The organism is Microcoleus sp. Pol7_A1, from assembly GCF_036701085.1.
Taxonomy (GTDB): Bacteria; Cyanobacteriota; Cyanobacteriia; order Cyanobacteriales; family Microcoleaceae; genus Microcoleus; species Microcoleus asticus.
The window spans coordinates 1-14,107 of record NZ_JAUBQD010000008.1 but is presented as its reverse complement, the minus strand read 5'-3'; the positions used below and the strand labels follow the sequence as shown (position 1 = coordinate 14,107).

Below are 14,107 nucleotides of genomic sequence, written 5' to 3'. Positions count from 1 at the left end.
CCCGCCCCCCCCCCCCCCCCCCCGCCACTACAAACCTAAAAAAGAACTTTGGTATTAACCGAAACGGCCTTGAATGTAATCTCTCGTACTCGAATTGCCCGCAGAAGTAAAAATCTTACTTGTCGGTCCAAATTCAACCAGGCGGCCGATGCGACTTTCATCAGTATTAAAAAATGCCGTGTAATCAGAAACGCGAGCAGCCTGCTGCATATTGTGCGTTACAATCACAACAGTTAACTGCTGCCGCAGAGTCTGAAATAACTCCTCAATCTTCATCGTAGAAATCGGATCTAAAGCAGAACAAGGTTCATCCATCAGCAAAATTTTTGGCTGCACAGCCAAAGCGCGAGCAATACAAAGTCGCTGCTGCTGTCCCCCCGAAATCCCCTGAGCCGATTTCTTCAAATCGTCTTTGACTTCATTCCAAAGCGCCGCACTTTTAAGTGCAGATTCCACAATTTCATCTAATTCTGCTTTGCTTTTGCGACCAAAAAGCCTCACCCCGTAAGCAATATTATCGTAGATGCTCAGCGGAAAAGGATTTGGTCTTTGAAACACCATCCCAATTTGGCGGCGCAAACTATTAATGTTTACTTTCGAGCTGTAAATATCCTGTCCAAAAAACTCTACTCTTCCTTTAATTTTAACCTTTCCCTCCAATTCACCAATCCGGTTGAGAGCTTTGAGAAAGGTAGATTTGCCGCAACCTGAAGGGCCAATAATCGCCGTAATTTGCGGGTGAGGGATATTCATCGATAAATTTTCTAAGACTTTGTGAGTTCCGTAATAAAAACTCAAGTCCTGAACCCGCAGTGCTGGCATTGCATTGGCGTCAATTTCCGGGGGGGCATTTTCTAGGAATTTATCTGTATAGTTTTCGGCTTTCAAGTTAGCTTTAGGTTTCATTATTTGCGTGGTTATATTGTTAATATTTGACTGAGAGATGGACTTGAGTTATTGATTTATCGATTTTGCAAGCGTTTCCGAGTTACTGTACGGGATGCGACGCTAGCAATCAAAACCATGCCCAAAAGCACAGAGGCAGCAGTCCACGCCAATTCGTTCTGCTCTTTGTAAGGAGAGCTGGCGTAGCTATATATTAAGACTGACATAGAAGGAGTCGGAGTCAGCAGTGTCTCGGGAATTTCTTTGAGTTTTGAGATAGTTTCTGCACTTATGGGGGACTGCATTATCTCGCCAAATTTATCAACTAAAGGAGGCCAAAATTGACTCGACAACGCTGTTACAATCAACGGTGCGGTTTCGCCGGCGGCCCGGGAAGCAGCGAGTAAAATACCTGTGGTAATAGTTGGAAGTGCTGAGGGTACGATCGTGCGAAACATCGTTTGAAAGCGTCCGCCTCCCAAAGCAGCAGAAGCGAGGCGGTAAGAAGTAGGCACTAATTTTAATGCTTGTTCTGTTGTCAGAGCAACAACTGGAAGCATGATGATGCCGAGGGCAAAACCGCCTGCTAATGCTGAAAATGCTTTGGTGGTAACGACAATTAGGGCGTAGGAAAAAACGCCAACTACGATCGAGGGAACGCTGCTGAGAATGACGGTGATAAAGCGGATGCTATTGGCCAGCGCTTTGTTGTCTCTACCAAACTCAGACAAAAATATTCCCGTCATTACGCCGATGGGTACGCTAATTAATGTTGCAATGCCTACCATTAAAGCTGTGCCGAGAATCGCATTTGCAAAGCCGTTTGGCTGGTCTTCAACTCCCACGGGTGCTGGTAGAGACACTAACACTTCCCAGCTCAAATGTGTCAGTCCTTCCCCCAGGATTTTGTATAAGATAGCAAACAAAGGGAGCAGGGCCAGAGCTGTCAAAGCGAAAGCGATAACTGTCATCCCCCGGCTGAAAATTTTTCGGCTTAGGGACAGGGGGTTGTTGATTTCTGCATCCAGAATACTGTTTGATTTTTGTGCTTGAGTCATGCAATTTTAGATTTTAGATTTTAGATTTTAGATTGATTCTGCGGATTTATCCGCAAGTTTGTTCTCAGGATGTTACACTTTTCTCTTTCTCCGTCCTGAGCCTGGGAAAGAATACATAAAATGGCTTGTTACCAATTACTTTCGATCGTGTTAATTTTTAGCTTTCTTGACGCCGATTAGCTGAACTAACAATACTGCGATCGCATTTACCAACAAAGTGATCGCAAATAAAATTAGGGCTAAATACATCAAAGCGCCGATGTGCAGCGGTTCGAGAGCTTCCCGAAATTGACTCGCCAAAACAGCAGGAATTGAGTAGCTGGGAGCTAGCAGGGATTTGTTAATTTGAATCGAGTTGCCAATCACCATTGTGACGGCCATTGTTTCGCCTAAAGCACGTCCCAAGGCTAAGATTGTAGCCCCGATAATCCCAGAACTAGCTGCTGGCAATAACAGCTTGAATATCGTTTCCCAGCGGGTGGCGCCGAGGGACATCGAAGCACTGCGCAAATCTACTGGAACTGACATCAATACATCGCGGCTGATGGCGGCTACTGTTGGCAAAATCATAATTGATAACAGTATTCCAGCGGGCAGCATTCCGGGGCCTAAAGGTTCGCTGCTGAACAGGGGAAACCAACTGAAATTATCGAACAATGATTGCTGTAAAGGTAGTAGAAAGGGAATGAGAACAAAAATTCCCCACAGGCCAACTATCACGCTGGGAATAGCCGAGATTAATTCAACCATGAATCCCAAGGGCGATCGCACCCAAACGGGTAAGAAGTTCTCGCTAGTAACTATAGCTACTGACAGCCCTAAAGGAAGTGCGATGATTATGCCGATCGCAGAACTAATTACAGTACCGTAAATAAACGGCAAAGCCCCAAACTGCAACTCGCCGATATCCCACTTGGGATTCCACAAGAATGAGAGTCCAAAATTGCTAATAGCTGGCCAAGCATCTTTAAAAATTACCGCACTCATCCAAAACAGCGTACCCGCTGTCGCTAAGGCAAAACCCCATACAAATAGTGTAAATCCTGACTCCATCCATAAACCTTCACCAGTAGTATCTGTCAAATCTACTTCTGTGTTTATTTCTGCCGGTTGCCGAGTTTGTTTTTTCGATTCTTTTGAAAGATTGGTCATACCGGAATTATTGCGTAAAAAGTGAAATATTTGCTTGCAATACGAGTAATTTAATGGGCTGGGTGCGCTCTGCGCACTTGGTTTGTAGGGTGCGCCAAGCGCACCTTACACAGTAAATCTAGCGCACATTAACCCGATCATTTATGAGTTTTGAGTCCTACATTTAACTCATCAACTCATAACCCTGTGCGATCGCCCAAATTAACCTCTGGCAACCACAGTCTGATTAACTGTTTGAACCACCTTTTGAGCTGTAGCTGAAGGAATTGTAGTATACTCTAGCTGTTTGTTGATACCTTGACCTGTAGTCATCACCCAATTAACCATCTTTTTAATAGCATCTGCTTTCGCAGCAGGATACTGTTTGTAGATTAACAGCCAAGTCAAACCAACAATCGGATAACCGTCGTTAGGATTTCCTTCTACTAAGCGGAAATCTGCGGGGAATGTTTCCCCTGCTAAAGCTTTCTCTGCTTCAGCCAAGCTAGGATCTACAAACCTACCAACTTTATTCTGAATAAACGCTGTTTGGAGATTGTTTTGCCGAGCATAAGTATCTTGAACGTAGCCGATCGCACCCGCTGTATTTTTCACCAAAGCAGCTACGCCGGGGTTTCCTTGGCCGCTGACAGGGCTTCCGGGCCAACTCGGCTGAGCGGCAGCTTTGATGCTGCTACCAGTTGCCTGCAAGTGATTAGCAAAAATAAAGGTAGTACCGCTGCTGTCTGCCCGTACAGCTACTCGAATCGCAGTATTTGGCAAGCCTTTAGCTTGTCCAGAAATTCCGGCTATTTTAGCATCGTTCCAGCGAGTAATCTTCCCTTCAAAGATGCCTTTCATCGCATCGTTATTTAGCCTCAGATTGTTCACTCCGGGCAAGTTGTAAACAACTGCAACAGCGCCGCCAGCAGTCGGAATCGCCATGACGCCGCGCTTTACTTCGGCTATTTGCGCCGCCGTCATCAGCGCGTCGCTGCCTGCGAAATCAACAGTGCCTGAAATTAATGCTTTGATACCAGCACCGCTGCCGGTTCCTTCGTAGTTTACAGTAATTTGATTTGCACTTCTCATCTGAGAGAAGTAGCGATCGTAAAGGGGTTTGGGGAAAGTGGCTCCCGAACCGTTTAGTGTTACCGCAGCTACAGCAGAACTAATCAAAGTCAGCGAGAATGCCGCTGCTGCTAGTGTCACTATAAAACCACGTCGCCAACGTCCTGTGAAAAAATTCATATTCCTCCTCTCCCTTAATAGCAGACTTTGCAAATCTCCTCCATAGGATAGACTGAAACCCCCAAGGAAAGAGCTTTAATAGAATAAGCTTGTTTTAAATTTTGGTTAATAGTAGATTAAATAATAATAGAATAAGCTTTGTTTAAATTTTGGTTAAGAGTATTGCCAATAAAAATTAGCTAAAGTCTATTTTTGATGAATCAGAGAAATACCAAGTCATAGAGTAACGATAACAATAGAAATTTATTTAGCGATCGCCCGATCGCCCCCACCGCGCACTCCATCCCCCGATCGCCGCATAATAGTAGGGACACTTAACATTTCTTTAACAACAATGGCAAGAGACTTGCGGGGATTCCTAAAACTGCTCGAAGAACGGGGACAACTGCGCCGGATTAGCGCCTTAGTCGATTCCGACCTCGAAATTGCCGAAATTTCCAACCAAATGCTGCAAAAAGGCGGCCCTGGATTGCTGTTTGAAAACGTCAAAGGGGCAGATTTCCCCGTAGCGATTAACCTCTTGGGCACGGAACAGCGCGTTTGCTGGGCGATGAACATGGAAAAGCCGATCGAACTAGAAGAGCTCGGCAAAAAACTGGGAATGCTGCAACAGCCAAAACCGCCGAAAAAGATTTCCCAAGCGATAGAATTCGGCAAAGTGTTGTTCGACGTAGTGAAAGCCAAACCCGGCCGCGACTTTTTCCCAGCTTGTCAGCAAGTGGTATTTGAGGGAGAAGGGGTGGATTTGAACAAAATCCCGATGATTCGCCCTTATTCGGGAGATGCGGGCAAAATTATTACCCTGGGTTTGGTAATTACCAAAGATTGCGAAACGGGCACTCCGAATGTGGGGGTTTATCGGTTGCAGTTGCAGTCAAAAAACACGATGACTGTACACTGGTTATCGGTGCGGGGCGGGGCGCGACACTTGCGGAAAGCGGCGCAGGCTGGTAAAAAGTTGGAAGTTGCGATCGCCCTTGGAGTCGATCCCCTGATTATTCTCGCTGCTGCAACCCCAATTCCTGTAGATTTATCGGAATGGTTATTTGCCGGACTTTACGGCGGTTCCGGCGTCCAATTGGCGAAGTGCAAAACCGTAGATTTGGAAGTACCGGCGGACTCGGAAATCGTGTTAGAAGGAACGATTACGCCGGGGGAAGTTCTGCCCGACGGGCCCTTTGGGGATCACATGGGTTATTACGGCGGCGTGGAAGATTCGCCGTTGGTGCGGTTCCACTGCATGACGCACCGCAAAGACCCGATTTATCTGACGACATTTAGCGGGCGGCCGCCGAAAGAAGAAGCAATGATGGCGATCGCGCTTAACCGTATTTATACCCCTATTTTGCGGCAGCAAGTATCGGAAATTGTCGATTTCTTCTTACCGATGGAAGCGCTGAGTTATAAAGCGGCAATTATCTCCATTGATAAAGCATATCCCGGTCAAGCGCGCCGGGCTGCTTTAGCATTTTGGAGTGCATTACCGCAGTTTACTTACACTAAGTTTGTGATTGTTGTCGATAAAAGTATCAACATTCGCGACCCGCGTCAAGTAGTTTGGGCAATTAGTTCTAAAGTCGATCCTGTTCGGGATGTATTTATTCTGCCGAATACGCCTTTTGATACGTTAGATTTTGCCAGTGAAAAGATTGGTTTGGGAGGCAGAATGGGGATTGATGCTACTACGAAGATGCCGCCGGAAACCGATCACGAATGGGGTGAAGTTTTGGAGTCCGATCCTGATGTGGCGGCGATGGTAGAAAGGCGTTGGGCTGAGTATGGTTTGGCCGATTTGAATTTGGGAGAAGTCGATCCTAATTTGTTTGGATATGAGATGAAGTAGGGGAATTAACCGTAAAATTTGACATATCGCACATCCTCGATCGACCTGTAGCGGCGGGTTTTTCCAACCCTTTATGACACAGATAGACAATCTCAAAAACCCGCCCCCACCCAACGAAAAATCGCAATTTACCTCTTTTTAATGCGATCGAGACTTATGCGCTTCGTCAGAGAAACCGGGTTTTTTGCCTTGGGTGCGGGCTGTAACGAAGTATTCTGGAAAAAACCCGGTTTCTGGGTCCCATGCGTAAGTTTTGTAGAAAGTTGGCAATAATCGCTCTAGCAGCAACAGCTACTCCGTCTCCCGAAGTTGCTGAAGCAGTGCTTGCGTTGCTGGATGCTGGAAAAACTGCGAGTCTTGACCCGTTGATATCGCCTGCTGGAGACAATCAATGAAATTGCTCCAAACTTTTTGGGTGTTGGGATGATTCTCTCCCAATCGGTTAAACAAGATTTTTAATGCTCTCAGGTAAAGCGGTTCCGCTTCCGGGTAGCGACCTCTTGCAGAGTACAGCCATGCCAGATTGTTCAAACTTATTGCCGTATCGGGATGGTGGGCTCCGAGCTGCTGCTCCTTGATAGCAAGCGATCGCACATACAGGGGTTCTGCCTCCTGGTAGCGTCCCATTGCATTGTATAGATTTGCCAGATTGTCCAAACTCGTTGCCGTATTGGGATGGTCGGCTCCGAGCTGTTGCTCATGGATAGAGAGCGATCGCAGATACAAGGGTTCTGCTTCCGGGTAGCGACCCATTACATGGTACAGCAATGCCAGATTGTTCAAACTCGTTGCCGTATCGGGATGGTCGGCTCCGAGCTGCTGCTCGCGGATCGAGAGCGATCGCACATACAGGGGTTCTGCCTTCGGGTAGCGTCCCATTGCACGGTACAGCTCTGCCAGATTGTTCAAACTCGTTGCCGTATCGGGATGGTCGGCTCCGAGCTGCTGCTCAAATATAGAGAGCGATCGCACATACAGGGGTTCTGCTTCCGGGTAGCGACCCATTACATGGTACAGCAATGCCAGATTGTTCAAACTCATAGCCGTAGAGGGATGGTCGGCTCCGAGCTGCTGCTCGCGGATCGAGAGCGATCGCACATACAAGGGTTCTGCCTCCGGGTAGCGACCCATTGTACGGTATAGCTCTGCCAGATTGTTCAAACCCAATGCCGTATGGGGATGATCGGCTCCAAGCTGCTGCTCCGAGATCGAGAGCGATCGCACTAACAATCGTTCTGCCGACTGGTAGCGTCCCATTTCACCGTACAGTAATGCCAGATTGTTCAAACTCGTTGCCGTATGGGGATGATCGGCTCCGAGCTGTTGCTCACGGATAGAAAGTGATCGCACATACAAGGGTTCTGCTTCCGGGTAGCGTCCCATTGCACGGTATAGCTCTGCCAGATTGTTCAAACTCGTTGCCGTATCGGGATGGTCGGCTCCGCAGCGTTTCTCTGTCATCTGCAGGCAAGCTTGATACCATTTCTCCGCCTCTGCCCACAAACTCTGCCCCTGGGCAACCCACGCTAAGACCGTGAAAGACCCCATAGCATCAGTGCTATCTTCCAGCAAATGCGACCATTGCTCCGCCACCACCTCCAAATGGGGCAGCGCCTCCTTCACCCGTTGCTGCACCTCCAGCGTCACAGTCTGCGGAATCGTCTTTGCCACCACTGTCAACGCCATAGCAAAACTTCTCCGCAAATCCTCAGCATCGGCGCGTTCCTGCAATTTGGCTGCAAAAAACTCCCGAATCAAAGCATGAAGTTGATACTGCTTTTGCTCCACGCGCCCCAACAAACTCAACTCCACTAAACGCCGCCGACTCTGGCTCAAAACCCGATCGTCCAGTAGCAAACACCACTGCTGGGGTGCTTGCACCTTTCCCCACACCACCAACAATTTCTTCAGCCAGTTTTGCTTTGGGGCTTCTACTCTACAAACTACGACCGCTGACTCCACCAACTCCCAAGGCATGGGAGCCAAAGCAAACACACTCAGCAATACCGCCAACTGCTGTTCGGCAGCATTTAACTGCACCCAACTTAACTCAAAAGCCGCCGCTACAGGAGTCAGCACCTCATCCTGCAACAGCTTTTGCTGCAACTGTGCCAATAACTCTGCTACCGACACATCTGGCTCTACCTTGAGAAACGTTGCCACCAGTTCAATCCCCAAGGGCAAATACTCCAACCAAGCACACAATTTCTCAGCAACAATCTGTTCCTGAATAATGCGAGTCTCTGCCTGACTAACTTCATACAGTAACTTGAAAGCATCCAAGGGTCTGAGCTTCTTTAAATCCAATCGCTGCAAGGTTTTTTCTTCCAGTCGCTGTCGCGCTGTCAGCAACACCTTAAAGCGGGGATTTCTAGGCAGCAACCGCTGCACCGCGCGGTAATCGCTGACATCATCCAATACCAGCAGAGCATTGCCAGAGGTTTTTTTTGCCCACTCTTCGTAGCAAAACTGCAACCGTTCCTCCAGATTGTCGAGAGTATCCGGCGGCTGAATTCCCATTCGCAGCGCTTTCTGCAACACCTGCGGCGCTAAATCGATTTCCCGCACAAACACCCACCAAATCCCTGCTGGATAAGTGTTGTGTTCGCGGTGAAAAGTTGCATACTGCCATGCCAATTCTGTCTTGCCGATGCCGCCCATTCCCGACGCAGCGGCAATGGCAACGCGGCTCCCATCCTGCAACAATCCGTGCAATTGCTGCATCTCCTCATCCCGCCCCACAAAGTTTTTTGAACCGAGTTCCGAGGGAATATCGTATAGTTGGTAAAAACTTGTGAAACCTGGATTAAGTGTTTTTCGCTCCAGGTCTAGGACTTTTTTGCTAATACCTTAATCAATTTCCGAAACGTTGGGAAATGCTGCTGGAAAAAATTCTCTGTATCCAATTCAGCCTCGTAGGAAATTCCTATAAACGGCGGAATGCTTGAGATTACACCTTTAAGTTTCGCGGCCGCTGTCGCTCCCGGTTGGTTCAGCTTGTCCCGAATCTCCTGCAAAATCTGAAGCACTTCATCTGAATACTGTCCCTGCACTTCAATTTGCCCAACTTCTTCGACAATCTCGGCAACAATAATCTCAGCCTCCTGTTCGGGAATGTCTTCTGTTTTCGTTTGCTGAGCGAGAACCTGCCAATACTCTTTCTCGTACTCCCGAATCTTCGGCTTAATTTCTTCTCCCAATCGCTGCTCAGCTTGGATTTTTGCTAGTCCTGTTGTGAAGATAGCTTCTTGCTCTAAAGCGTGTTGCTGATCTCGCAGCAATTTCAGGTTTTTTTCAATTTGAGACAGACGATCGATCGGCATTGATATAACTCCGGCAGACTGAACAACTCCTGACTCTAGTCTACAGCCGGAAAATTCCAATATCCCTATTTTTACCGCAAAGAGCGACAAGTCAGTCAGGACTTACGCACCGCGACGCCTAGAAACCGGGTTTTTTCTGAGAAGACGCGTTACAGCCGGCAGACTCGGTAAAAACCCGGTTTCTGACCACCCGTGCGTAAATCCTATTCTGGAGTTTGATAAACTTAAAGTAACGTTCAGTAGCATTTTAGAACTCTCAAACTGCTAAGTGACATAGCTACCAACGACCCCGACGAGCAACTGCGAGAATGGGCACAGGAGCAATTAAAAATGCAAAATGAGAAATTAAAAATGGAGGAGAAACCATGACATCACAACTTCAACAAGCCATCAATCTGGCTCAGTCACTTTCATTCACAGAGCAGCTTGAACTCCTAAAAACACTATCCACAATCATTCAACAAACTCATTGTCTAGAAAACCAAATCACGCCCGAAGCAGACACAGACTTTTCAGCAGAAAGCTTTCGCACATCCTGGCGACAAGCTGTAACCGGACAAACTCTACCCCTTTCTGAACTTTGGGAGGGCATCGACGTTGACTGACACGTCTTTGGTCGAAATTCGGTTGACCCCTGAGTTTCAGCGCAAACTGAGAACCCTAGCAAAGAAATATCGCCAAATCCAAGCCGATCTTCATCCTATCCTTGAGCAGTTGCAATTAGGAGCATTTCTTGGAGATCAAATCCCTGGTATTGGCTCTATCGTTATGAAAGTGCGGCTTAAGAATAGCAATATTCAAAAAGGTAAAAGTGGCGGTTATCGCCTTATTTACTGGATTTCATCGCCTGAGTTGATTGTTTTATTAGACATTTACTCAAAGTCTGACCAGCAAGATATCGAAGTAGGGGAGATTCGCCAAATTATTAAAGAATTCAGCACGCAATCTGAAGAAACAGATGTTTAAAGTGATTCAGGACACGGCAGTGCCGTTTCCCTACCATTAATCGGGCGATGGTTACATTTCTCATCGAAGGCTCATGATTATTTTGGGGTAGGGAAACGGCATTGCCGTGTCGTCCGTTGCTAGCAACCTTATTAAACCCATTTCCCGCTGACCAATCAGTTTATTGTTCCAAAATCTCAACTAAATCTTCGATCGCAATATCGAACGCACGTGCCATCTTGTCCAAAGCTGTGTAGTCAACAGTTGCCATGCCTGGAGAATTGGCATAGGTAATGATCGTGGTATATGGAATACCTGTTCTTTTGGAGACTTCTGTCAGATTCCAACCCTTATCTTGAGCAAATTCCCGAACTCGCAGCCTAATTCGTCCCATTCCCTCTTGACAACACTCGAGTATTCGTGTTGAATATAAACTATAAACAAGCGATCGCCCTCCGACCTGAGAAATCAAGGGCGATCGCCTTTCATTCACCACCCACAAAAGTGGGAAGGATTTTCCTATGATACCAAAACAATCGACATATCGCGATCGACTTCAACCTTGGCATCTAATTCGCCACCTCCCCAACTGTCAGCGGTTAACAGTCGCCCGTTTCGCCCGCCGTCCCGATGCCGAATCTTACCTAAATGCACTGCGCCGCTTAATGCCCGCAGTCCCGCATACAATTGTTTTCGTAAATGCGCTGTCTGTCTTAGAGGAAAACAGCGTTCCAATTCCGATGCAATTGTCGATCGAAGTTTAATTGTTGAACTGTGCGATCGCCCTTCCACAAATAGGAATTATTCTATTTTACCGGAAGTGCGATCGGCCCTAAATTCCCCAAAAAAATGTTGCTAAACTATAAATAGACTTAAGTCAAGGAGTCAAATCAATGCCATCTCCCTTTCCCGGTATGGACCCGTATTTAGAGCATCCCGAACTCTGGCCGGCCCTACATCACTTGTTAATTAGTGAAATTTTTAGATTTTTGTCTCCCCAACTGCGTCCTAAGTATTTAGTCTCGTTGGAAGTGAGAATCTATGAAACCGCTGATGATGATTTGTCAATTGGCATTCCTGACGTAAACGTAATTCAGCCACAAACTGCAACTGAATTAATAACATCAAACATAGCCGTTGCAGCGCCACCCACACAACCCTTGACAGTAAATATTCCCATGCCATACCAGGTTCGGGAAGGCTATTTAGAAATTAGAGAAAGGGGAAACGAAGAACTAATAACCGTTATTGAAATCCTCTCGCCTAGCAATAAGCGCACAGGAAAAGGACGACAAATGTACGAGGAAAAGCGAGAAGGAATTTTAGGTAGTCGCACTCATTTAATTGAAATAGATTTATTGCGGCGCGGTCAAAAAATGCCAGTTATTGGCAATAATGTTGAAAGTCACTATAGCGTTTTGGTGTGTCGGGGAAATCGCCGTCCCAGAGCAGATTTGTACGCTTTTAACGTGCAAAATGCGATGCCTGCCTTTCCTCTGCCGCTGCGATCGGGCGATACTGAACCTGTCATAAACTTGCAGGAATTATTCACTCAAATTTACGACATAGCAAGTTATGACCTGAAGATAGATTATCGCAACTGGGAATTCATACCAGCGCTGTCAGAGGCCGATACAATTTGGGCAGATGCTTGGTTGCGCGATCCAGGATTGCGAGATTAATTTGGGCTGGAGCCAAATTCTGGTTAAATACCCTATTTATTTCTTAGTCTGCGGAGGCAGACTTCGTTTCACTCTATGCAGCGATTTCAATCGCCCAGTGACTTAATTCTTAAATTGCTTGAGGGCTAAACATCTTGACTTTGCATCAACCGCTGCTTCAAACGCGCCGGATCTCCCCGATCGACCACTTGGCCCTTTTCCAACAAAAAAGCCCCATCACAATAATTCAACTCATCCAAACGGTGAGTCACCCACAAAGCCGTAATCCCGCGATTTTTCACCAACCGCTGCACCGCCGCCACCAAATCCAACTGAGAATCAGGATCTAACAAAGCCGTCGGTTCGTCCAACAGCAGAATTTCGCAGTGACGGGCGATCGCCCCAGCAAGAGCAATTCGCTGCTTCTGGCCCCCACTCAAAGCATAAATCGGCCGCCGCTGCAAATCCAGCAAATTCACAGCCTCCAAAGCCTCCGCCACCCTCTCCCGCACCTGAAGGTTAGAAAGCTTTTCCTCCACCAAACCAAAAGCCACATCCGCACCCACAGTCGGCATCACCAGTTGGTGATCCGGGTTTTGGAACACAAAACCCACTCGCCCACCCAAGTCAATTTCCCCCGACTGGGGGTGCAGCAGCCCAGCCATCAGCCTCAACAGCGTAGACTTGCCGCTGCCGTTAGTACCCAAAAGCATCCAAAACTCGCCCTTGGGTACATCCAGAGAGCAACCTTGCAACACTCGATCGCCCGACGGCCAGCAAAAACCCAAATCCCGCACAGCAACGGCTGACTGGCTCATCTCGGCACCAACACCCCCAGCCCTCATTCTGCAGCCGACAGCGAGACAAAACCCGGGGATCTGCCTGTAGATGACGCCCCCGATTTCTGAGAAACCACCACCCCAGAAATCTCGCTGCTGACGACAGCCACCTTTTTCTCAGGATTTTTCTCGCAAGTTAGTTCCAAAACTTGCGGTTGGGAGTTGCGAATCGCCGCCAGTACCTGCTGGTAAACAGTCTCAGCGTCCTCCTCCAACTTCCGCTGCACCGACAGCGAGACGGGCGTATTTTTCACAATGATGTCAATGCTGAACATATAGTCTTAAAAACCTAAGTTTGGAGCTCTATCCTCAGTATATATATAGGACTTACCCACGGAAACCCAGTTTCTTAGAAAAATCAGAGGTTGAGGGCGATACATCTACCCACCCACGGGGCTTCTGACGCAAAGCGCAGAGACTCCTATATAGTAGAAGTTCCCAAATGCAGGGCAAGGACTTCGGGGACTTCGGGGACTTCGAGGGCTTCGGGGACTTCGCACAAGTCAAAAGTCAAGAGCCGAAAGTTTTTTAAGAAAAACTTGCTCTTGTAAAGAATTACCTCTATAATCGTCAATACGGTAAAGAAAAGTAAACTCTGTTCATAATCCAACTTGTTTTCTGGTAAGCAGAGGCAACGGTTGGAGACAAATGACTAGAGAAAGATCCGCTGTAATTATATCCATTTGGAGATTTGCGTAATGACAATCGCAGTCGGACGCGCCCAGACCGAAAGAGGCATCTTTGATGTACTCGACGACTGGCTCAAACGCGATCGCTTCGTCTTCGTAGGCTGGTCTGGCATCCTGCTATTCCCCTGCGCCTACCTAGCCATCGGTGGCTGGTTAACAGGCACCACCTTCGTTACCTCCTGGTACACGCACGGTTTGGCAAGCTCCTACCTCGAAGGAGCCAACTTCCTCACCGTCGCCGTCTCCACCCCAGCCAACAGCCTCGGACACTCCTTGCTGTTCCTGTGGGGCCCCGAAGCACAGTGGGACTTCACCCGCTGGTTCCAACTCGGCGGCCTGTGGACATTTGTCGCCCTCCACGGCGCTTTCGCACTTATAGGCTTTTGCCTGCGTCAGATCGAAATTTCCCGTTTGGTAGGCATCCGTCCCTACAACGCCCTAGCATTCACCGGCCCGATAGCCGTGTTTGTTTCCGTGTTCCT

General features: G+C 47.7%; 15 protein-coding genes and 1 pseudogene. 6 read left to right on the top strand and 10 right to left on the bottom strand.

What is annotated here, in order from left to right:
• Positions 1 to 54: 54 nt before the first annotated feature.
• From pstB to pstS, 4 genes are all read right to left on the bottom strand, one after another.
• Positions 55 to 906 carry a phosphate ABC transporter ATP-binding protein PstB gene (gene pstB / locus QUA20_RS07165; protein ID WP_333187012.1) on the bottom strand — a complete coding sequence of 284 codons (852 nt, stop codon included), beginning with the start codon at positions 904 to 906 and terminating at the stop codon, positions 55 to 57.
• A gap of 56 nt (positions 907 to 962) precedes the next feature.
• Positions 963 to 1,943 (bottom strand): phosphate ABC transporter permease PstA, encoded by a 981-nt coding sequence (pstA, locus tag QUA20_RS07160; protein WP_333187009.1) that lies wholly within the window; start codon positions 1,941 to 1,943, stop codon positions 963 to 965.
• A gap of 150 nt (positions 1,944 to 2,093) precedes the next feature.
• The gene (gene pstC, locus QUA20_RS07155; RefSeq protein WP_333187006.1) at positions 2,094 to 3,095 is read right to left on the bottom strand and encodes a phosphate ABC transporter permease subunit PstC; all 1,002 of its coding nucleotides are present in this window, start codon (positions 3,093 to 3,095) and stop codon (positions 2,094 to 2,096) included.
• Positions 3,096 to 3,296: 201 nt separating this feature from the next.
• Positions 3,297 to 4,325, bottom strand: coding sequence for a phosphate ABC transporter substrate-binding protein PstS (pstS, locus tag QUA20_RS07150; protein WP_333187003.1), 1,029 nt, complete (start codon positions 4,323 to 4,325; stop codon positions 3,297 to 3,299).
• A gap of 334 nt (positions 4,326 to 4,659) precedes the next feature.
• Here pstS and QUA20_RS07145 point away from each other — a divergent pair, with 334 nt between their 5' ends.
• A complete protein-coding gene (locus QUA20_RS07145; RefSeq protein ID WP_190739927.1) occupies positions 4,660 to 6,168 on the top strand; it encodes a UbiD family decarboxylase in 1,509 nt (502 codons plus the stop codon).
• A gap of 291 nt (positions 6,169 to 6,459) precedes the next feature.
• On the opposite strand, the gene QUA20_RS07140 is transcribed toward QUA20_RS07145, so the two are convergent.
• Positions 6,460 to 8,892, bottom strand: a complete 2,433-nt coding sequence (locus QUA20_RS07140) for a tetratricopeptide repeat protein (protein ID WP_333187000.1) — start codon at positions 8,890 to 8,892, stop codon at positions 6,460 to 6,462.
• A 104-nt stretch (positions 8,893 to 8,996) separates the two neighbouring features.
• Positions 8,997 to 9,491: a hypothetical protein gene (locus tag QUA20_RS07135; RefSeq protein ID WP_333186998.1), complete on the bottom strand. Its 495-nt coding sequence runs from the start codon at positions 9,489 to 9,491 to the stop codon at positions 8,997 to 8,999.
• A 365-nt stretch (positions 9,492 to 9,856) separates the two neighbouring features.
• On the opposite strand from QUA20_RS07135, the gene QUA20_RS07130 reads away from it, so the two are divergent.
• Entirely contained in the window at positions 9,857 to 10,096 is a 240-nt protein-coding gene (locus tag QUA20_RS07130) for a hypothetical protein (protein ID WP_333186995.1), read from the top strand.
• Positions 10,089 to 10,457, top strand: a complete 369-nt coding sequence (locus QUA20_RS07125; protein WP_333186991.1) for a type II toxin-antitoxin system RelE/ParE family toxin — start codon at positions 10,089 to 10,091, stop codon at positions 10,455 to 10,457. The genes QUA20_RS07130 and QUA20_RS07125 overlap by 8 nt, the downstream gene beginning before the upstream one ends.
• 160 nt (positions 10,458 to 10,617) lie before the next feature.
• Here the strand turns inward: QUA20_RS07125 and QUA20_RS07120 are convergent, their stop codons facing one another.
• Complete coding sequence (locus tag QUA20_RS07120) at positions 10,618 to 10,830, bottom strand: helix-turn-helix transcriptional regulator (protein WP_333186989.1); 213 nt, start codon at positions 10,828 to 10,830, stop codon at positions 10,618 to 10,620.
• Positions 10,831 to 10,957: 127 nt separating this feature from the next.
• On the opposite strand from QUA20_RS07120, the gene QUA20_RS07115 reads away from it, so the two are divergent.
• Both QUA20_RS07115 and QUA20_RS07110 read left to right on the top strand, forming a co-directional pair.
• On the top strand, positions 10,958 to 11,200 hold the full coding sequence (locus QUA20_RS07115; RefSeq protein WP_333186986.1) for a hypothetical protein: 243 nt from the start codon (positions 10,958 to 10,960) through the stop codon (positions 11,198 to 11,200).
• A gap of 129 nt (positions 11,201 to 11,329) precedes the next feature.
• The gene (locus QUA20_RS07110) at positions 11,330 to 12,118 is read left to right on the top strand and encodes a DUF4058 family protein (protein ID WP_333186983.1); all 789 of its coding nucleotides are present in this window, start codon (positions 11,330 to 11,332) and stop codon (positions 12,116 to 12,118) included.
• A gap of 125 nt (positions 12,119 to 12,243) precedes the next feature.
• Here the strand turns inward: QUA20_RS07110 and QUA20_RS07105 are convergent, their stop codons facing one another.
• The 3 genes from QUA20_RS07105 to QUA20_RS07095 all read right to left on the bottom strand — a co-directional run bounded on the left by QUA20_RS07105 (position 12,244) and on the right by QUA20_RS07095 (position 13,546).
• Positions 12,244 to 12,942 carry an energy-coupling factor ABC transporter ATP-binding protein gene (locus QUA20_RS07105; RefSeq protein WP_445304652.1) on the bottom strand — a complete coding sequence of 233 codons (699 nt, stop codon included), beginning with the start codon at positions 12,940 to 12,942 and terminating at the stop codon, positions 12,244 to 12,246.
• Positions 12,939 to 13,211, bottom strand: a complete 273-nt coding sequence (locus QUA20_RS07100; RefSeq protein ID WP_172192507.1) for a hypothetical protein — start codon at positions 13,209 to 13,211, stop codon at positions 12,939 to 12,941. The genes QUA20_RS07105 and QUA20_RS07100 overlap by 4 nt, the downstream gene beginning before the upstream one ends.
• A gap of 146 nt (positions 13,212 to 13,357) precedes the next feature.
• A complete protein-coding gene (locus tag QUA20_RS07095; RefSeq protein ID WP_333186979.1) occupies positions 13,358 to 13,546 on the bottom strand; it encodes a hypothetical protein in 189 nt (62 codons plus the stop codon).
• Positions 13,547 to 13,634: 88 nt separating this feature from the next.
• On the opposite strand from QUA20_RS07095, the pseudogene QUA20_RS07090 reads away from it, so the two are divergent.
• A pseudogene (locus tag QUA20_RS07090) lies at positions 13,635 to 14,107 on the top strand (photosystem II D2 protein (photosystem q(a) protein)); the annotation flags it as partial.